Source organism: Erwinia sp. AnSW2-5, from assembly GCF_045107195.1.
In the GTDB taxonomy this organism is placed as follows: domain Bacteria; phylum Pseudomonadota; class Gammaproteobacteria; order Enterobacterales; family Enterobacteriaceae; genus Erwinia.
In genome coordinates this window covers 134042-151866 of record NZ_JBJGXA010000010.1, presented here as the reverse complement: position 1 = coordinate 151866, position 17825 = coordinate 134042, and the positions used below count along the sequence as shown (strand labels likewise).

Here is a 17825-nt window from a genome sequence, read left to right as displayed (position 1 = left end):
GAGGTAATTCTATGAGTAACGGGTAGTTAACGATGATGCGAAAGCGCACTCAGACTCTGTAAGGATATTGTTATAAGAAGATTCCGAAGCGGCCAAATAGTAGAACATTTAAAGTTAAGCGGTCAATAAGGGGCTAAAGATCCTATTGTGCTGTGAAGTGGCTGAAAAGTGCTATTTCCTACAGTCATTGCAAGATGTTATGCATTGAACCAGCCTTAGCCGACAGCGATGAATCGCTAATTGCCTAAAATCTAAACATTAAAAATAGCAAATAAAGAAAGATGTAATATTCGGCGGCATACCTGAAAATCGGCAAGTACGGTATGATATTGCAGGATTTTTTCAGTCGGAGGAACTGCTATGCCTTTGCAAATAAAAGACATTATCGATCTGCAAACCCTTATCGAATCTGAACAGGTAGAGTTCAAGCTGGCTGGAGGAAAGGAGGGGAAAGGTGAGTTGCCAAGGGATTTTTGGCCAACTTATTCAGCGATGGCAAATGGTAGGGGAGGCTGGATTGTTCTTGGTGTCAAAGAGCAGGCAGGTAAGTTCTCTCCGGTGGGTGTTGTTGACCCCGAAAAGATAAAGACAGATCTGTTCAACCAGCTAAATGATCGCGATCGGGTCAGTGTGAACGTGCTTCGATCTGAAGAGGATGTCCAGATTGTATCTTTACAGGGGAAGGACGTTCTGGCGATACATATTCCACAGGCTATGCGTAAGCAAAAACCTGTTTATTTGAAAAAATCCCCTTTTGGAAATACGTACTGGCGCTTGCACGAGGGCGATCGCCTTTGTGATGACATTACTGTTAAGAGGATGTTAGCGGAGCAACTTTATGATAGCCGTGATAATGAAGTCCTTTCTGAACATTATGCCTTTGTGGAAGACATCGACTCAGATAGTTTGAGAATTTACCGCAACTTGCTTTCTGCAAATAATCCACAACACCCTTATTTAACCTACGGCCCGTTTGAACTCTTCAAGGCGATTGGAGGCTGGAGGAAAGATAGGGAAACAGGTAAAGAAGGCATTACGCTTGCAGGTGTTTTAATGTTTGGAAAATGGGACGCGATCACTGCATCAGCACCTAATTATGTGGTGGATTATCAGGAAAGACCTGAAGCAAAAACCGAATTACGTTGGGTGGATAGAGTATTTCCGGATGGTACCTGGTCAGGAAATTTGTTTGATTTTTACCGTAAAGTGTACCAAAAATTAGTTGCTGATTTAAAAGTGCCGTTCACCCTTGAGGATGGACAACGTAAAACGGATACACCAGTGCATATCGCTTTACGAGAAGCCTTAGTTAATGCGCTTGTGCATGCGGATTTTTCTGAACGCGTCTCCATTCTTATTGTGAAGCGCCCTGATATGTTTGGTTTTAGAAATCCAGGTTTAATGCGTCTCCCGCTGGAGGATGTTATCTCCGGTGGTGTGAGCGATTGTCGAAATCGATTATTACATCAGATGTTTCTGCTGATCGGTTTAGGAGAAAGGGCCGGATCAGGAATGCCTAAAATATTTAGTGGTTGGCAGTCAGCCAACTGGCGGATGCCAAGGCTCAGAGAAAATTCATCACCAGCACAAACGATATTGGAACTTCCTACCGCCAGCTTAATCCCACAACATATTTTGGATGAGCTGCATCATCGATTTGATCAACAGTTCGATCTGCTGGATGATTTTGAGCAAATTCTTGTTGCTACGGCAGCCGTTGAAGGGTGGGTTAACCATGAACGCGCCTGTCAGCTGACAACGCGTCACCCCCGCGAGGTCACATTGACACTCCCCCGCCTGGAGAGTAAAGGATTCCTGGTAGCCCGTGGCGAGCAAAAGAGTAAGTATTATACTCTTCCAGGGGTTTCGGTAATGACTCCGGATGAAGTTTTTTCTTTGGGCTTAGTTAATATTCCAGATAGCTCCACACATAGCGGCGGCAGCTCCACACATAGCGGTGGCAGCTCCACACATAGCGGTGGCAGCTCCACACATAGTGCCACTGACCACTCGGTATCTGGCCCAGAATTTAACGCGTCTGTAATGCGCGATGAGCATGGGCGTTTGCTCAATAATTATATTGACCTGCCTTATATCGATTCGGTGGAAAGTCTTACAGATGTTTTTCGCGAATCGCTATTTTCACTTGCTGCCATCCCGCGTGAAAGGCTGCGATTGGGAGATAAAGAGTTAATGAAAAAGGTCATCTTGAGTGTCTGCCACGGGCAGTATATTTCTGTAGCAGCGCTGGGGGCGATTCTGAATCGCAATCCTAATGCATTACGCCAGCAATATTTGAAAATTTTGGTGGAGCAGGGTGAGCTTAAGCTCGCATTTCCACAGTACAAAAATGATCCAAAGCAAGGATATAGTGCAGCATGAAGCTAATTTTTAGCATCTATCGAGGGTTCCCCATCATCAATCGCATCGGGATGATGAAGCATCGTTATGTGAATACCTTTTTGTTCTCTCTTCTATTTTCTGGAATAAGCCATGCTGATGTGAAGATTACCTCTCCGGAGGGCGGCGTATTAACCTTTTCCCAGGAAAAAAAAGGGGAGCATTACGATGCCAATGCATGGGGGAAAATCGTCTTCTCGAATAAAAATGTTCAGGTAGACCTCAGCCAGGACGATCGTTATTACACTGAGGATGGCTCTTCCCGGGTGTCTCCCTCCGGGCGTTATCTGATCGTCAACAGCATCTCAGGTGGGGAGTTGTGGCAGGAAGATGGTACGGTGACCTGGACCGACCGCGCCTATTGCAGTGTGGTCGATATGAAGAATGGCTGTATCACCAGTGACTGGAGCGGTGAGGCGTGCGGTTACACGTGGGTCAGAGGCAAAGATATTATTGCCAGATCAGAAAAACCCGATGCAGATACCTTTAACTTCACCGCCATGCGTCCCGTGCTGCGTGAGTCTAAAGGGGATTTTGCCATTATGGATAATGCCCGGGTGATGAATATTATGCGTTGCGATGTGCCGGGGAAAGGCAATATCAATGACTATCAACAGTTGGCTAAATTAAATAAAAAATCGGCAAACGCAGTGCGCAGCCAGATAACCCGTTATTTAAATAGCCTGACGATGGCCGCATCAATAGAGTCCAAATCCTTATTATTCACCGGAGCAGATGACAACAGCCAGACTAAGGCATATCTGGTTCCGGGGGATAAAATAAAAATCATACAGCGTTCACCTGATAATCAGTGGGTAAATGTGGGTTACATTAATGCCAAAGGCTCCCCTCTCGTCGCCTGGATCAAGGCGGAGACGCTAAAGTAAGGTGAAGTTCCCCAGAGGGGAGACTGACGAACTGCGTTCGATCGCAAGACGCGGCAACCATCCCCCCTTTTGATGCACTGTGCTGGATGGTGGTGATCTCTCTGTTAAAACGAATACCTTGATAATAAAGCCGCATTATGAATAATCGGTGGGGTATTTTTTGGGATATTTAATGGATTTATAGGATTTAACTTATAAAAGGAGTTTTCGTGAACCTGTTTCCCAGAACACTGCCAGAATGCGTAGCGATGATTATTTCCTTTGTATGGGTTTCTGATTGTATATCAAAAAGTAGTTCAAAAAATATATATATTTATAAAGATAATGTTACGCGCAATGAGCGTGGTGCGGCCTGTCCGCCTGTTTTTATTTAAACGATACTTTTGTGAACTTGCTTAAATAAGATAAATACATCTCCTCAACTTAGAAGCCCACTATGAACCAATTATCTGAACGTTACCTGAAAACCGGCGGTGACCCGAGCATGCTGCCGGACTATATTTCCCTGCACGATGAAATGAGTAAGTTCGCTCATTCTGCACGGCCGGACGTAGACTGGCCCCGGGTACAAAAATTGTGCCTGGCACTGTTTGAGCGCAACGGCATTGAATTACAGACGGCGGCCTGGTATACCCAGGTTCGAACGCAACTTGCCGGTCTATCCGGGTTGAACGAAGGCCTGGCGATCCTCGATGCACTCATCAGCCACCAGTGGGGGGCGCTGTGGCCTAAGCAGGGACATGCGCGGATGGAAATCCTCAGCAGCCTGAGCCGACGTATCCAGCAACTGATGCGCACGCTTCCCATTAGTTACAGTGACCTCAACCTAAGCCAGTTGTACCAGGCGGAGCATCTGCTCGCGCGCCTGAATGAGGCATTGGATCGGCGGGAATTAAAACAACTGAGCCAGTTTGATGTACTGGCCACCTTGATGCACAACATTGCAGTCCGGCTGGAAAACAGTGACGCAGCGGGAAAAAACAGCGAGGCAATGGCCGGAAACCGTCTGGCGAAGGGCACTAAGAGTACGGTGGCTAAACTGGGCGTGGTGTTGCCTGAGGCGGTTGCAGGATCCCTCATGTTTACACCGAAGGAAACGGAGGAACCCGTGAAATGGGTCTATGTGGCGCAGCCGAAGGCAGCCATGCAGATGCCGTTTAAAAACATGCCCTGGAAGCCATTTTCGGCGGGGATGTGCGTCATGCTTGTGGTGGGCAGCGCGGTAACATTGGCCTGGGATAAGGTATTTCCTCCTGATCCACTGCTGGTGCAGTTGGAGGCGTCCGTCATGCCGCTTGCCACTCCATTATCCCCTGGTCAGCGTCAGGCTTTGCTTCAGAGTCAGCCACAGCTTGCGGAAAACTTTGTGAAGCAAACGCAGCAGCAACTGGAGCGGGTAGAGGCATACAGCCCCGACTGGTCTTTATCCTACAGCCAGGGGTTAATCAATCAGTTGCAGTCATTCAAGCCGGAAGATGAGGTGGCGAAACAGCTGGTCCAGAGATGGCAACAGCAGCTCAATGCGGCAGCGTTGCCCGCCGATGTCATGAGCGGCTGGCACCAGGGGATGTCGCAGCTACAGCAACTGAGTGCGAAGCTGAATACGCTCGACAGCCAGCGTGGAAAATACATTACGGTCAGCGAGCTGAAGTCTGTGATTTATACCGCGAGGCAGGCATTTAATCGATCGATTCCTGTTGAGGAACAGCTGCGTCTTTACTCGGTCAGCCCTTCCGATATTCAGAAACGGCAGACGGAAATGGCGCTGGATCAGCTGCAGAAGCGTTACTTCTTGCTGAGCCAGGAAAAAGGAAAAGAGAGTCCGTAACGCATAACGTAAAATAACCCGCCACAGGCGGGTTATTTTCAAGGCGCTGGAGTGAGTGTATGAACCCCAGAAAGCAAAAAACCCGCCATAGGCGGGTTCTTCTAAATATGGTGCCCGGACTCGGAATCGAACCAAGGACACGGGGATTTTCAATCCCCTGCTCTACCGACTGAGCTATCCGGGCAACGGGGCGCATTAAACCGTAAAGGCCGTTCGGCGTCAACGGCTTTGTCATAAAAAAGTCGTAAAATCCTGCTGACTGCCTGCTTTTTACCCGGATACGGTGAAAGTGCGTTAGCTTAGTGCCCCATTCTTGCGGCACAGAGCAATGCTCAGAACGTCTTCTGCCAGGCGACGGGCATTCTCCACTTCCTGCACCTTGCGCTTCACCAACAGACGCGACAGGCAGCCTTCCAGAATCAGTTCCATCTGATGTGCCACCAGCTCAGGATTATCAGTTTCCAGCTCGCTCAACAGGGCATGAGTATATTGCCAGGATGCCTGTTTTTGCAGCTCTGCTATTTCGTGGATCGGATGGTCCGGCTGCGGATAGAAACTGCAGGCGGCAATAAACAGACAGCCGGGATAGCGCTGGTTGTTAACGGCTTCGGCCAGCACCTGATAACGGGCCATCAGCTTCTTCTCCGGGCTGAGGCTGTCGTCCAGCAGCAGCTTACGTCGCCAGACTTCAATCTGCTGCCCGTGATAGCGTAGCGCGTCATACAGCAGCGCATCGCGGTCCGGCCAGAAGCGTTGAAGTTCCTGTTCGCTGCACCCCAATTCATCCGCCATCATGGCAAGAGAAGTGGTGGCGGCGAGTCCGTTCAGCTCAAGGATGCCAAGAGCCTGTTCCAGTACCTGTTCACGCTGCACGTCATCTCCTCGTTTATCTTGATCAAAACCTAGTGTCGTTTACTGCGTCAGTTTCTGCAAATGCGCCTGAAACGCCGCCGGTTTCATAAACCCGGTCACGCGTGAGCCTGGGATTTCATGACCCTGAGCATCAAAGAAAAGCAGGGTGGGCAAACCCAGGACATTCAGATGGTTCAGCAGGGCGCTGTCGCTGGCATTATTGGCCGTGACATCAGCTTGCAATAGCTGCATGTGACCAAAGGCTACCTGCACTTGTGGATCGCTGAAAGTGTATTTCTCAAATTCTTTGCAGGCCACGCACCAGTCAGCATACAGGTCAAGCATGGTGATATTGCCTGCACTGTTTGCCAGCCGTTGATTGAGTTGCTCAATGTTACTGATGCGGGTGAAGGTTAACTGCGGGCCAGCTTCCTGCTGGGCAGCACTGCCAAACGCCCAATCCTGCAAGGGACGGGCAGCAATCAGCATGGCGCCCAGCAGCAGAATTTGCAGCACTCGCAGCCAGCCACGCTGGCTTTTCAGGCTGCTGATAAACGCCCAGCCGAAGAAGGCGACGGCCAGCAGGCTCCACAGACGCCATCCCCAGCTATCCCCAATCACCCGCTCCAGCAGGAACACCGGCAGGGCCAGGATCACAAAACCAAAACCTTCTTTAACGGTCTGCATCCACGGGCCACTTTTCGGCAGCAGGCGGTTGCCGAACAGCGTAATGGCGACCAGCGGCAGGCCCATACCCAGCGCATACAAATACAAGGTTCCGGCACCGGCCAGCATATTGCCGCTCTGGGCGATGTACAGCAGGATGGCGCTAAGCGGGGCAGTGGTGCAGGGCGAGCAGATCAGCCCGGCCAGTGCGCCCATCAGGAAGACGCCCGGCAGAGAACCGCCCTGCTGGCGGTTACTCCACAGCGTGAGCCGGGTCTGCAATGACGAGGGGAGTTGCAGGGTGAACAGGCCAAACATCGACAAGGCCAGCAGAATAAACAGAACGGACAGTCCGATAAGTACGGCGGGTGCCTGAAGCGCGGCCTGGAAGCGTAGCCCGGCGGCGGCCACGACAATCCCCATCAGGGTGTAGGTCAGCGCCATGCCCTGCACATAGACCATCGCCAGCGCAAACAGGCGGGCCAGGCTGTAGCGGCGATTGCCACCGAGGATAATCCCTGAGATCAGCGGATACATCGGCAGTACGCAGGGCGTGAACGCCACGCCAATACCAATCAGCAGCGCCCACAGCGGTGAGAAGGGCAGGCTGTTGCTGTCGGAAACCTCTGAAGGCGTGACCGCCGGTGTGGCTGCAGGCGTGCTATGCGCCGCCACCGCATCCAGCGGTACGATGCGCGTCTCCGGCGGATAACAGAATCCCGCGGCGGCACAACCCTGATAGACCACCGTCATCTGCGCGCCCGTGGCGGCCTGCCTGAGGGTGAAAGGCAGCGTCAGGCTGTCCGGGTAGATCTCCGTTTTGCCATAAAACTCATCTTCATGCGGTTTGCCTGCGGGCAGGCTCCACTCGGCGAGCGTCGCGCCCTGCACGCTGACTTTTATCTGCTGGCGATACAGGTAGTAACCCGGCTTGATCTGCCAGTTGAGGGTGAGAATGTCATTCTGCTGTGTGAAATCAAAAGCGAAGGCCTGATTGACCGTCACAAACTGGCTGTTGTGGTTCTGGCCGAACAGTGACGCGCTGGCGTTCACGCTGAACAGGCTGGCAAACAGCAGGAAAATAAAGGGGATAAGTCGCTGGGTCATAACGGGTCTTGCTCTCTCCATGGGGGACCGACCGGACGGCAAAGGGAGATGATAGCATGACATTCATTGGTGAGGGGCGACCGGAGCCTGGGGCCGATCATGTATTCCGATCGGCCCGTGGAGAGATTAGAGAATGATGCCACCCAGCAGGAACCCAAACGCTACCGACAGCACAATGGCCAGTGTGCCGGGGATCAGGAACGAGTGGTTAAAGACAAAGCGGCCGATACGCGTGGAACCGGTATCGTCCATCTCTACGGCGGCCAGCAGCGTTGGATAGGTCGGCAGCACGAACAGTGCGGATACCGCGGCAAACGACGCAACAGCAGTGACCGGGGAAACACCGAGCATCAGGGCTGCCGGCATCAGCGCTTTGGTGGTGGCCGCCTGCGAGTAAAGCAGCGTTGAGGCAAAGAACAGGATCACGGCCAGCATCCACGGATAATCGTGCAGCAATTCGCCCGCCACCTGCTGGATGTCACCGATGTGCGCTTTGACAAAGGTATCCCCAAGCCAGGCCACGCCGAGCACGCAGACACAGGCGCTCATGCCGGATTTAAAGGTGCTGGCACTGAGAATTTCACCAGTATCAATTTTGCAGGTTAAGCAGATCAGCGCGGCGACGGTCAGCATAAATACCACGATGGCTTCGTTACGCGGCAGCACCGGGTTTTGAATCAGGCCAACCGCATCGCTGATCGCGGTGGCATACAGCACCACGGCAACAATGCCGAGCAGCAGCAGCAGTACTGAACGTTTGGCGCCCGGTTTTTCTGCAAACTTACTGGCACCGCGCAGGGCGACTTCGCCTTTTGCCAGGCGAGCCTGATACACCGTATCGTCCTTCAGCTCTTTGCCGAGGAAGTTGGTGATCAGCGCAGCGATAAAGATAGCCGCCATCGTGGAGGGGATTGCGACGGCCAGCAGCATCAGGTAACTGATGCCTTTGGGTTCAAGGATGCCTGCCATAAACACCACTGCCGCTGAAATCGGCGAGGCGGTAATCGCAATCTGCGAAGAGACCACGGCAATCGACAGCGGACGGGAAGGGCGTATGCCCTGCTCTTTGGCCACTTCGGCAATCACTGGCAGCGTGGAGAACGCGGTGTGCCCGGTGCCAGCCAGCAGGGTCATCACATAGGTCACCAGCGGTGCCAGCAGGGTGATATAGCGCGGATGTTTACGCAGCAGGCGCTCGGCCAGATTGACCAGATAATCCATCCCTCCGGCCACTTGCATCGCGGCGATAGCGGCAATAACGCCCATGATGATTTCGATAACGTCGAATGGGATAGCTCCGGGTTTGATCTGAAATCCCAGGGTCAGCACCAGCACCCCAAGACCCCCGGCAAAACCGATACCAATCCCTCCCAGCCGACTGCCCAGATAAATCGCGGCAAAGACGACGATAAGCTCAGGTAATAACATTGGGTATTCCTTAATTTTTTTGCTAATAAACCGTTAAAATTTTGTGTGCTGCGAAAAGTAAAAAGGCACGCCGTTCTGTCAGAACTGACGTGCCCTAAAAGGCTAACTGTGATTAAAATTATTGTTCATTTTCATCGGTATAGCGCTTAGCTTTATAAGCCGGGAACATCAGGTTCTGCGTAGAGAAAATATCATCCAGCTCGCTTTCGGTCAGTAAACCGCGCTCCAGTACCACTTCACGTACGCTCTTACCCGTTTCGGCGCAGATCTTGCCGACGATATCGCCATTGTGGTGGCCGATATACGGGTTAAGGTAGGTAACAATGCCGATAGAGTTAAACACGTAGGCCTCGCACACCGCTTTGTTGGCGGTAATACCGTCGACGCATTTTTCCAGCAGGTTATAGCAGGCGTTGGTCAGAATATGAATTGACTCAAACATCGCCTGGCCGATAACCGGTTCCATCACGTTAAGCTGAAGCTGACCGGCTTCAGAGGCCATCGTCACCGTAATATCGTTGCCGATGACTTTGAAGCACACCTGGTTGACCACCTCAGGCACGACCGGGTTCACCTTGGCAGGCATGATTGAAGAGCCTGCCTGCAATTCCGGCAGGTTGATTTCGTTCAGGCCAGCGCGTGGGCCGGAAGAGAGCAGGCGCAGGTCATTACAGATTTTCGACAGCTTAACCGCCAGGCGCTTCAGCGAACTGTGCACCATCACGTAGGCACCGCAGTCGGAGGTGGCTTCGATCAGATCTTCCGCAGGCACGCAGGCCAGGCCGCTGACTTCTGCCAGCTTCTGTACCGCCAGCTGTTGATAGCCGTCCGGGGTATTCAGACGTGTACCAATAGCGGTCGCGCCCAGGTTCACTTCCAGCAGCAGTTCGGCGGTGCGCAGGATGCAGCGGATCTCTTCATTCAGCAGCACGTTAAAGGCATGGAATTCCTGGCCGAGTGTCATTGGCACTGCATCCTGAAGCTGGGTACGGCCCATTTTCAGGATGGTGTTAAATTCCACCGCTTTGCGCTGGAAGCCTTCACTCAACTGGCCGATAGCGTCCAGCAGTTTCAAAATGGAGCTGTAAACCGCGATGCGGAACCCGGTTGGGTAAGCATCATTGGTGGACTGGCATTTGTTCACGTGGTCATTCGGATTGAGGTACTGATACTCCCCTTTCTGATGCCCCATCAGCTCAAGGCCAATATTGGCCAGCACTTCGTTGGTGTTCATGTTCACCGAGGTGCCAGCGCCGCCCTGGTAGACGTCGATCGGGAACTGATCCATGCACCGGCCGTTGTTCAGGACTTCATCACAGGCACTGATAATGGTGTTTGCCACGTTGCGGGGGAGGGTTTGTAACTCTTTATTGGCCAGCGCCGCCGCTTTTTTAACCATGACCATACCGCGCACAAATTCAGGGATATCACTGATTTTGCTGTTGCTGATATAGAAGTTTTCAATCGCACGCAGAGTATGAACACCGTAGTAAGCATCCGCGGGGACTTCACGCATACCTAACAGGTCTTCTTCGATACGAATGTTATTAGTCATGAGAACCTTCTTTAAAGGATTACCGGTAAAATCATCACAATTTAAGTGCCTGTTTCTGCGGTCGACATCCAGAGAATATCGGGCCGGAGAACGGCTGCCGCAAGATTTTATCTGTTTGTGTCACACCGAGCACGATCATATTCTGTCGTGATGCAAAAGCCTGAATCCAGATCACTTAAACTGCCTGCCATATCAAACAGTTTCAATGATATGTGATCGTACTCACAATGAAAGGTGTCGGATCTATTTCAACATTTCCCGTTGAAAAAGAGGGCTGTCGCTCCCACCTTCTATACTATCGGTCATGATGATCGCCATTTTATGCCGCCGTGCACTCCGCAGGGTGGCCATTGATACAGGAGAATACGGTGCGCTGGTTACCGTTCTTAGTGATGTTTGCCCTGGTATGGATCGAGATTTCTCTCTTCATCCAGGTTGCCCATGTGATGGGTGTGTTGATGACCATGCTGCTGGTCATCTTCACCTCTTGCATCGGCATCTCTCTGGTGAAAAATCAGGGGATGAAAAACTTTATGCTGATGCAGCAGAAGCTGAATGCGGGCGAAAGCCCGGCGGCAGAGATGATTAAGAGTGTCTCGCTGGTGCTGGCCGGTTTCCTGCTGTTGCTGCCAGGCTTCTTTACCGACTTCATTGGTCTGCTGCTGCTGTTGCCTCCGGTACAGAAGCATCTGACGCTAAAGTTGATGCCGCACCTGAAAGTCTGGGGCGGTGCGCGTGCTGCGCCTGACAGCGGCTTTACCGTTGATGGCGAATACGAGCGTAAAGAATCGAACCTGATTGAGCACGACCGCGACGACGACCGACGTTAACGTTTTGCCAGTCAACGACGGCGCTTTCCTGATGGAGCGCCGTTTTTTTTGCCTGCCGGACAGGATGTGCAAAAAACCACCGAACGAGGCAGTTAACAAAAAAAATTACTTCTGGCCCTTGAAAGGCCTCTTCGGCGGCCGCATCTCTTCCGTCACGAGGCCGGTAGCCAATGCAGCCCGGCTTTCATCCCAAAACTGATTGGACTTCTCAAAGGAGAGCTAACAATGAAAATTCGTCCATTGCACGATCGTGTTATCGTCAAACGTAAAGAAGTTGAATCCAAATCTGCAGGTGGCATCGTGCTGACCGGTTCTGCGGCGGGTAAATCTACTCGTGGCGAAATCCTGGCTGTTGGCAACGGTCGTATCCTGGAAAATGGCGACGTGAAGCCATTGGACGTGAAAGTAGGTGATGTGGTCATCTTCAGCGAAGGCTACGGCGCGAAAACTGAAAAAATCGACAACGAAGAAGTTCTGATCATCTCAGAAAACGACATTCTGGCGATTGTTGAAGCGTAATTAACGCGTAATTCACTGAACGTAACGAATTTAAGGAAAAAGATAAAATGGCAGCTAAAGACGTAAAATTCGGTAATGACGCGCGCGTAAAAATGCTGCGCGGTGTGAACGTACTGGCAGATGCAGTAAAAGTTACCCTGGGCCCGAAAGGCCGTAACGTGGTCCTGGATAAATCTTTTGGTGCACCGACCATCACGAAAGATGGTGTTTCTGTTGCGCGTGAAATCGAGCTGGAAGACAAGTTCGAAAACATGGGCGCTCAGATGGTAAAAGAAGTCGCATCCAAAGCGAACGACGCTGCGGGCGACGGCACCACCACTGCTACCGTACTGGCACAGTCTATCATCACCGAAGGCCTGAAAGCCGTCGCTGCGGGTATGAACCCGATGGATCTGAAGCGCGGTATCGACCAGGCTGTTATCGCTGCGGTTCAGGAACTGAAAAAACTGTCTGTTCCTTGCTCTGATTCTAAAGCGATTGCCCAGGTAGGTACTATCTCTGCTAACTCTGACGAAACCGTGGGCGAACTGATTGCTCAGGCGATGGAAAAAGTCGGCAAAGAAGGCGTGATCACCGTTGAAGAAGGCACCGGCCTGCAAGACGAGCTGGACGTGGTTGAAGGTATGCAGTTTGACCGTGGCTACCTGTCTCCTTACTTCATCAACAAGCCAGAAACTGGCGCAGTTGAGCTGGAAACTCCATTCATCCTGCTGGCTGACAAAAAAATCTCCAATATCCGCGAAATGCTGCCAGTGCTGGAAGCCGTTGCGAAAGCCGGTAAACCCCTGCTGATCATCGCTGAAGATGTTGAAGGCGAAGCTCTGGCAACGCTGGTGGTGAACACCATGCGCGGTATCGTGAAAGTGGCTGCTGTTAAAGCACCAGGTTTCGGCGACCGTCGTAAAGCCATGCTGCAGGACATCGCTGTTCTGACCGGTGGTACCGTTATCTCTGAAGAGATCGGTATGGAACTGGAGAAAGCAGGTCTGGAAGATATGGGCCAGGCGAAACGCGTTGTGATCAACAAAGACACCACTATCATCATCGATGGTACTGGTGAAGAAGTGGCGATCAAGGGCCGTGTGACTCAGATCCGTCAGCAGATCGAAGAAGCGACTTCTGATTACGATCGTGAAAAACTGCAGGAACGTGTAGCGAAACTGGCAGGCGGCGTTGCCGTTCTGAAAGTTGGCGCAGCGACTGAAGTTGAAATGAAAGAGAAGAAAGCACGCGTTGAAGATGCTCTGCACGCAACCCGTGCAGCAGTAGAAGAAGGCGTGGTTGCGGGTGGTGGTGTTGCACTGGTGCGCGTGGCTTCTAAACTGTCTGAACTGCGTGGCCAGAACGAAGACCAGAACGTGGGTATCAAAGTTGCGCTGCGCGCAATGGAATCCCCACTGCGTCAGATCGTGGCTAACGCCGGTGAAGAGCCATCTGTTGTTACCAACAACGTGAAAGCAGGCGAAGGTAACTACGGTTACAACGCGCAGACCGAAGAGTACGGCGACATGATCGACTTCGGTATCCTGGACCCAACTAAAGTGACCCGTTCTGCTCTGCAGTACGCGGCTTCTGTTGCCGGCCTGATGATCACCACCGAATGTATGGTGACTGATCTGCCTAAAGGCGATGCGCCTGATTTAGGTGCTGGCGGCATGGGTGGTATGGGCGGCATGGGCGGCATGATGTAATCCCCCCACCTCGCGTGAGTAAAAACCCTCTGTCTTTGACAGGGGGTTTTTCTTTTTGGGGGGAAGATAGTATAAGTAATGGCGCAAAGCTAACCTGGTGACAGGGTTATGGGGCAAGGATGAATACGAAATCATGCTGATTTCTGTTACGCACTGGCCTGATTCTGATGATAATAAATGGGGATTATAATGCGGATTAACTTGCTGGGACTCTCTGTGGCGGCCCTGCTGCTGGCAGGCTGTAGTTCTTCTAACACGCTGAGTTCTGCGGGCGAACGTGTCACCTTTACCGATCAACAACCGGCCAGCAGCTGCCAGTTGCTGGGCAACGTGACCGGCGCACAAAGTAACTGGTTCTCAGGTTCTGGTGGTGAAGGCAGTTCACTGCGCGGCGCAGCCAACGATCTGCGTAACCGTGCGGCAGAGATGGGCGGTAACGTGATTTACGGTGCCACCAGCCCAACCCAGAACATCTGGTCCAACTTTGCACCGCTCGACAGCAAAATGAGTGGCCAGGTGTATAAGTGCTCGTAATCGTTATCGCCTGACGGGCATTCGACGATGAATAAAAAAGGGTGGCTTTCAGCACACCCTTTTTTATTGCTGCAATGTCGCCGCGACTACTCCTGACGTAGCTGCAAATCCAGCGGCGTTTTACTCGGTTCTCCGCCAATCTCACGCGCCAGCTTCGGCACCAAATAACCTGAAACCTTAGCCAACAGCTCACGCACAATGGCGCGTGCGCGCTGGTCATCAACGTAGAAATGCGCGGCGCCCTGGACCTTATCCAGCACATGCAGGTAATAAGGAAGGATCCCGGCATCAAACAGCGCATTACTCAGTGCGGCCAGCGTGGTGGCATCATCGTTAATGCCGCGCAGCAGTACGCTCTGATTCAGCAGCGTGACCCCAGCACGTTTTAGCCTATGCATACCGTGGCGCAGGTCGTCATCGATCTCCTGCGCATGGTTGATATGGGTCACCATCAGCGTTTGCAGACGTGACTGTGCCAGCCGCTGGCACAGTGCTTCGGTGATACGTTTGGGGATCACCACCGGCAGGCGGCTGTGGATGCGCAGGCGCTTGATATGGGGAATCTGTTCCAGTTCTGCGATCAGCCAGTCCAGCTCGTGATCCTTTGCCATCAGCGGATCGCCGCCGGAGAAAATAATCTCATCCAGTTCTGGCTGTTGTCGGATATACTCCAGGGCTTGCTGCCAGTTGCGTTTATTGCCCTGATTATCAGAGTACGGAAAATGGCGGCGAAAACAGTAACGGCAATTGACGGCGCAGCCGCCTTTGACCAGCAATAGCGCACGATTACGATATTTATGTAACAGACCCGGCACCACACTGCTCTGCTCATCCAGCGGATCGGTACTGTAACCCGGTGCATCAACGAACTCCTGCTGCGAGGTAATAACCTGAAGCAGCAGAGGATCCTGCGGATCGCCTTTGCGCATACGTGCAGCAAAGGCCCGGGGGACGCGCAGGGCGAAAAGACGCCGTGCGTCATGGCCTGAAACCAGTTCAGGGTGATGTTGCAACGCTAAAAGTTGCAGTAATTCATTCGGATCAGTGATTACATCGGCAAGTTGATGCAACCAATCTTCTCGCACAGGGGTATTTAGGGTTACAATGTGTGCCATTTTTTTGGCTAAGTACCAGTAATAAATTGTAGAGGGCCTTTATGGCGACTTATTCTAGCAACGATTTCCGTCCCGGTCTTAAAATCATGTTCGAAGGCGAGCCTTTTGCCATCGAATCAAGCGAGTTTGTTAAGCCGGGTAAAGGCCAGGCATTCGCACGCGTAAAAATGCGTCGTCTGCTGACCGGAACGCGTGTTGAGAAAACTTTTAAATCTACCGACTCCGCTGAAGGCGCTGACGTAGTAGATACCAACCTGAACTACCTGTACAACGACGGTGAGTTCTATCACTTCATGCACCCGGAAACCTTCGAACAGCACCCTGTTGAAGAGAAAACCGTGGGCGATGCAGCAAAATGGCTGCTCGACAACGCTGAGTGTATTGTGACCCTGTGGAACGGCAAGCCGATCCAGGTGTTACCACCGAACTTCGTTGAGCTGGAAATCACTGATACTGACCCAGGCCTGAAGGGTGATACCGCAGGTACTGGCGGCAAGCCAGCGACACTGTCTACCGGTGCGGTAGTAAAAGTGCCACTGTTCGTGCAGATTGGTGAAGTGATCAAAGTTGATACCCGTTCTGGCGAATACGTTTCACGCGTAAAATAAGCCCGAACCAGTGAGGGCCTGCCGGTCAGGCCCTTATCCTTGACGATGTGAGTTTAAGTATATGTTGAAATTCATTGCTGTTGCATTGTTGATGACCTGCGCACTGAGCGCCTGCAATACCTTCCATGGCTTTGGTGAGGACGTGCAGCATCTCGGCGGCGCCATCACTGACGCAGCCAATAAGTAACCTCCTTTCTTAGATCATTCCCTTTTCGTGATGCCTTCCAGGCAGGCGGGTAAAATAGAGCTATGCTTATAACGCTGTGCTTTATCTCTCATTAAAAGGAAATAGCTATGAAGAAAAGTATTATTGCCCTTCTTTCTGTTCTGGTGCTCTCTTCCGTACTCTCTGCCTGTAATACCACGCGTGGTGTGGGTGAAGATGTTGAGGCGGGCGGTAAGGCAATTCAGAAAAGCACGAACTAATCTGTCTGAAAGGCCGGTGCGCTGCACCGGCACGAGTGCTGTTACTGCTGATTGACCCAAATCAGCTTATCCACGGCAAAGCCTGCACTGCGTGCTTTAGACACTAACTCTGCTTTTACCCCGGCTTCCAGCTGCGGCGTCCGCGACAAAATCCACAGATAATCCCGATTCGGCCCGCACACCAGCGCGTGCTGATAATTGTTATCCAGCGCGATCACGTTATACCCACCGTAAAATGGCCCGAAGAATGACACCTTGAGTGCAGCCTGGTCAGCAGGGCCGGTAAAATATGCTTTGCCAATACTCTCCTGCCAGCGCTGTTTGCGGGTATTAAAGCCACGGTTAACCACTTTCAGCCCGCCATCGTCGCGTTTGCTGTAGGTCGCCGTCACCTGGTCCAGGCCGCGTTCAAAACGGTGGTCCAGGCGTGCAATTTCATACCAGCGACCAAGATAGTGTTCGGCATTGAATCCAGAAATCGGGGTAACGCCTTGCGGCGGGGTGGTAGAGCAGGCAACCGAGAGCAACGCCCCGGCACCTGCGGTAAGCATTTTCCACAGTGACATCTAAGCCATTCCTTTTTGTATGAATGGCTTAAGTATAGATTTATACAGCGATCACGCCAATCAATGCCACCACGCTTAACAGCGAGGCAATGCCGTAGCACAGCCGCTTGCTGGCGGGAATATGCAGTTTCAGATCATGCAGACTGTGGTGCAGGCGGTGCAGGGCGCACCACAGCGGCAGCACAATCACCAGCAGCAGGATCAATCGGCCAGGCCATGACTGGGCAAACCCTATAACCCGCTCATAGCTGAAGGTCTCTGCCGGTGCCCAGCCGAGCGGCAGCAGCAACCCGACCAGCAGAACGATAACCGGGCTGACCAGCGCAGCCCACATTCCTCCGGCACCAAACAGTCCCCAGAAGATGGGTTCATTAGAACGTTGCGGTTGTGTGTTCATTATCACTCCTTAAGCCAGCAGCGACACGGCCAGTACCACGCCGCTTAACATAATCATCACGATCCACAGCCCTTTAATGATCGGTTCCGGCGGCAGCTTCTCGCCTTTAACGATAATAATTTGTGCTTTCGGGGCGAGGTCAAACCAGGTTTTGCTGTGATGCAAGGCGGCGACCAGCGTCACCAGATTCAGCAGCAGAACGACAGGATGTTGCAGGAAGGAAACAAAACCTTCCCAGCTTTCCGGCCCCATTTTCAGGGCAAACAGACCGATAATCAGCTCAATACTGAACCACAGTGCCGGAATGGCGGTACCTTCGCGCAGCATATACAGACGGTAGAACTGCAGCGACTGCCACCAGCTTCCTGACATCGGACGAATATAAGCATTACGTTTCGTGGTCATTTACAGCCTCC

18 protein-coding genes and 1 tRNA gene are annotated in these 17825 nt (G+C 52.1%); 10 read left to right on the top strand and 9 right to left on the bottom strand.

From position 1 onward, the window contains the following. Positions 1-360 precede the first annotated feature (360 nt). From ACFL9S_RS08995 to ACFL9S_RS08985, 3 genes are all read left to right on the top strand, one after another. Positions 361-2382, top strand: coding sequence for an RNA-binding domain-containing protein (locus ACFL9S_RS08995; RefSeq protein ID WP_405261505.1), 2022 nt, complete (start codon positions 361-363; stop codon positions 2380-2382). Then, positions 2379-3287, top strand: a complete 909-nt coding sequence (locus tag ACFL9S_RS08990; RefSeq protein ID WP_405261504.1) for a hypothetical protein — start codon at positions 2379-2381, stop codon at positions 3285-3287. Before ACFL9S_RS08995 ends, ACFL9S_RS08990 begins: the two co-directional genes overlap by 4 nt. 436 nt (positions 3288-3723) lie before the next feature. Next, complete coding sequence (locus ACFL9S_RS08985) at positions 3724-5115, top strand: VasL domain-containing protein (protein ID WP_405261503.1); 1392 nt, start codon at positions 3724-3726, stop codon at positions 5113-5115. A gap of 108 nt (positions 5116-5223) precedes the next feature. Here the strand turns inward: ACFL9S_RS08985 and ACFL9S_RS08980 are convergent. The 5 genes from ACFL9S_RS08980 to aspA all read right to left on the bottom strand — a co-directional run bounded on the left by ACFL9S_RS08980 (position 5224) and on the right by aspA (position 10723). After that, positions 5224-5299 (bottom strand) — tRNA-Phe (locus ACFL9S_RS08980). A 110-nt stretch (positions 5300-5409) separates the two neighbouring features. Then, positions 5410-5988 carry a transcriptional regulator gene (locus ACFL9S_RS08975; protein ID WP_339458933.1) on the bottom strand — a complete coding sequence of 193 codons (579 nt, stop codon included), beginning with the start codon at positions 5986-5988 and terminating at the stop codon, positions 5410-5412. Positions 5989-6027: 39 nt separating this feature from the next. Continuing rightward, on the bottom strand, positions 6028-7740 hold the full coding sequence (locus tag ACFL9S_RS08970) for a protein-disulfide reductase DsbD (protein WP_405261502.1): 1713 nt from the start codon (positions 7738-7740) through the stop codon (positions 6028-6030). Between the two features lie 126 nt (positions 7741-7866). Next, the gene (locus ACFL9S_RS08965) at positions 7867-9168 is read right to left on the bottom strand and encodes an anaerobic C4-dicarboxylate transporter (RefSeq protein ID WP_405261501.1); all 1302 of its coding nucleotides are present in this window, start codon (positions 9166-9168) and stop codon (positions 7867-7869) included. A gap of 118 nt (positions 9169-9286) precedes the next feature. Beyond that, a complete protein-coding gene (gene aspA / locus ACFL9S_RS08960) occupies positions 9287-10723 on the bottom strand; it encodes an aspartate ammonia-lyase (protein ID WP_405261500.1) in 1437 nt (478 codons plus the stop codon). A gap of 368 nt (positions 10724-11091) precedes the next feature. Between aspA and ACFL9S_RS08955 the strand changes: the two genes are divergently transcribed. The 4 genes from ACFL9S_RS08955 to ACFL9S_RS08940 all read left to right on the top strand — a co-directional run bounded on the left by ACFL9S_RS08955 (position 11092) and on the right by ACFL9S_RS08940 (position 14297). Next, positions 11092-11553, top strand: a complete 462-nt coding sequence (locus ACFL9S_RS08955) for an FxsA family protein (protein WP_405261499.1) — start codon at positions 11092-11094, stop codon at positions 11551-11553. Between the two features lie 225 nt (positions 11554-11778). Continuing rightward, complete coding sequence (locus ACFL9S_RS08950; RefSeq protein WP_405261498.1) at positions 11779-12072, top strand: co-chaperone GroES; 294 nt, start codon at positions 11779-11781, stop codon at positions 12070-12072. A gap of 47 nt (positions 12073-12119) precedes the next feature. After that, positions 12120-13763 carry a chaperonin GroEL gene (groL, locus tag ACFL9S_RS08945; RefSeq protein ID WP_405261495.1) on the top strand — a complete coding sequence of 548 codons (1644 nt, stop codon included), beginning with the start codon at positions 12120-12122 and terminating at the stop codon, positions 13761-13763. A gap of 189 nt (positions 13764-13952) precedes the next feature. Further along, entirely contained in the window at positions 13953-14297 is a 345-nt protein-coding gene (locus ACFL9S_RS08940; RefSeq protein WP_227535189.1) for a DUF4156 domain-containing protein, read from the top strand. Positions 14298-14383: 86 nt separating this feature from the next. Here ACFL9S_RS08940 and epmB read toward each other — a convergent pair whose 3' ends face one another. Further along, on the bottom strand, positions 14384-15412 hold the full coding sequence (gene epmB, locus ACFL9S_RS08935; RefSeq protein WP_405261493.1) for an EF-P beta-lysylation protein EpmB: 1029 nt from the start codon (positions 15410-15412) through the stop codon (positions 14384-14386). Positions 15413-15453: 41 nt separating this feature from the next. Between epmB and efp the strand changes: the two genes are divergently transcribed. The 3 genes from efp (at position 15454) to ACFL9S_RS08920 (ending at position 16446) form a co-directional block, all read left to right on the top strand. Then, a complete protein-coding gene (efp, locus tag ACFL9S_RS08930; RefSeq protein ID WP_405261492.1) occupies positions 15454-16020 on the top strand; it encodes an elongation factor P in 567 nt (188 codons plus the stop codon). A 61-nt stretch (positions 16021-16081) separates the two neighbouring features. After that, the gene (locus ACFL9S_RS08925) at positions 16082-16207 is read left to right on the top strand and encodes an entericidin A/B family lipoprotein (protein ID WP_133842573.1); all 126 of its coding nucleotides are present in this window, start codon (positions 16082-16084) and stop codon (positions 16205-16207) included. A 107-nt stretch (positions 16208-16314) separates the two neighbouring features. Next, positions 16315-16446: an entericidin A/B family lipoprotein gene (locus tag ACFL9S_RS08920; protein WP_405261491.1), complete on the top strand. Its 132-nt coding sequence runs from the start codon at positions 16315-16317 to the stop codon at positions 16444-16446. A 41-nt stretch (positions 16447-16487) separates the two neighbouring features. Here the strand turns inward: ACFL9S_RS08920 and blc are convergent, their stop codons facing one another. Genes blc through frdC form a run of 3 tightly spaced genes read right to left on the bottom strand, consistent with a single transcriptional unit; the run spans position 16488 to position 17814 of the window. Continuing rightward, positions 16488-17012, bottom strand: coding sequence for an outer membrane lipoprotein Blc (gene blc / locus ACFL9S_RS08915; RefSeq protein WP_405261490.1), 525 nt, complete (start codon positions 17010-17012; stop codon positions 16488-16490). A 40-nt stretch (positions 17013-17052) separates the two neighbouring features. Further along, on the bottom strand, positions 17053-17409 hold the full coding sequence (gene frdD, locus ACFL9S_RS08910; protein WP_405261489.1) for a fumarate reductase subunit FrdD: 357 nt from the start codon (positions 17407-17409) through the stop codon (positions 17053-17055). Between the two features lie 9 nt (positions 17410-17418). Then, complete coding sequence (frdC, locus tag ACFL9S_RS08905; RefSeq protein ID WP_405261488.1) at positions 17419-17814, bottom strand: fumarate reductase subunit FrdC; 396 nt, start codon at positions 17812-17814, stop codon at positions 17419-17421. Positions 17815-17825 lie beyond the last annotated feature (11 nt).

What these genes read in the sequence shown, in the direction of transcription:
- ACFL9S_RS08995 (WP_405261505.1), top strand. Translation starts at nt 361, where the DNA reads ATGCCTTTGCAAATAAAAGACATTATCGATCTGCAAACCCTTATCGAA.
- blc (WP_405261490.1), bottom strand. Translation starts at nt 17,012, where the DNA reads ATGTCACTGTGGAAAATGCTTACCGCAGGTGCCGGGGCGTTGCTCTCG.
- ACFL9S_RS08920 (WP_405261491.1), top strand. Translation starts at nt 16,315, where the DNA reads ATGAAGAAAAGTATTATTGCCCTTCTTTCTGTTCTGGTGCTCTCTTCC.
- aspA (WP_405261500.1), bottom strand. Translation starts at nt 10,723, where the DNA reads ATGACTAATAACATTCGTATCGAAGAAGACCTGTTAGGTATGCGTGAA.
- ACFL9S_RS08985 (WP_405261503.1), top strand. Translation starts at nt 3,724, where the DNA reads ATGAACCAATTATCTGAACGTTACCTGAAAACCGGCGGTGACCCGAGC.
- ACFL9S_RS08970 (WP_405261502.1), bottom strand. Translation starts at nt 7,740, where the DNA reads ATGACCCAGCGACTTATCCCCTTTATTTTCCTGCTGTTTGCCAGCCTG.
- efp (WP_405261492.1), top strand. Translation starts at nt 15,454, where the DNA reads ATGGCGACTTATTCTAGCAACGATTTCCGTCCCGGTCTTAAAATCATG.
- ACFL9S_RS08950 (WP_405261498.1), top strand. Translation starts at nt 11,779, where the DNA reads ATGAAAATTCGTCCATTGCACGATCGTGTTATCGTCAAACGTAAAGAA.
- groL (WP_405261495.1), top strand. Translation starts at nt 12,120, where the DNA reads ATGGCAGCTAAAGACGTAAAATTCGGTAATGACGCGCGCGTAAAAATG.
- frdD (WP_405261489.1), bottom strand. Translation starts at nt 17,409, where the DNA reads ATGAACACACAACCGCAACGTTCTAATGAACCCATCTTCTGGGGACTG.
- ACFL9S_RS08925 (WP_133842573.1), top strand. Translation starts at nt 16,082, where the DNA reads ATGTTGAAATTCATTGCTGTTGCATTGTTGATGACCTGCGCACTGAGC.
- ACFL9S_RS08990 (WP_405261504.1), top strand. Translation starts at nt 2,379, where the DNA reads ATGAAGCTAATTTTTAGCATCTATCGAGGGTTCCCCATCATCAATCGC.
- epmB (WP_405261493.1), bottom strand. Translation starts at nt 15,412, where the DNA reads ATGGCACACATTGTAACCCTAAATACCCCTGTGCGAGAAGATTGGTTG.
- ACFL9S_RS08940 (WP_227535189.1), top strand. Translation starts at nt 13,953, where the DNA reads ATGCGGATTAACTTGCTGGGACTCTCTGTGGCGGCCCTGCTGCTGGCA.
- ACFL9S_RS08965 (WP_405261501.1), bottom strand. Translation starts at nt 9,168, where the DNA reads ATGTTATTACCTGAGCTTATCGTCGTCTTTGCCGCGATTTATCTGGGC.
- frdC (WP_405261488.1), bottom strand. Translation starts at nt 17,814, where the DNA reads ATGACCACGAAACGTAATGCTTATATTCGTCCGATGTCAGGAAGCTGG.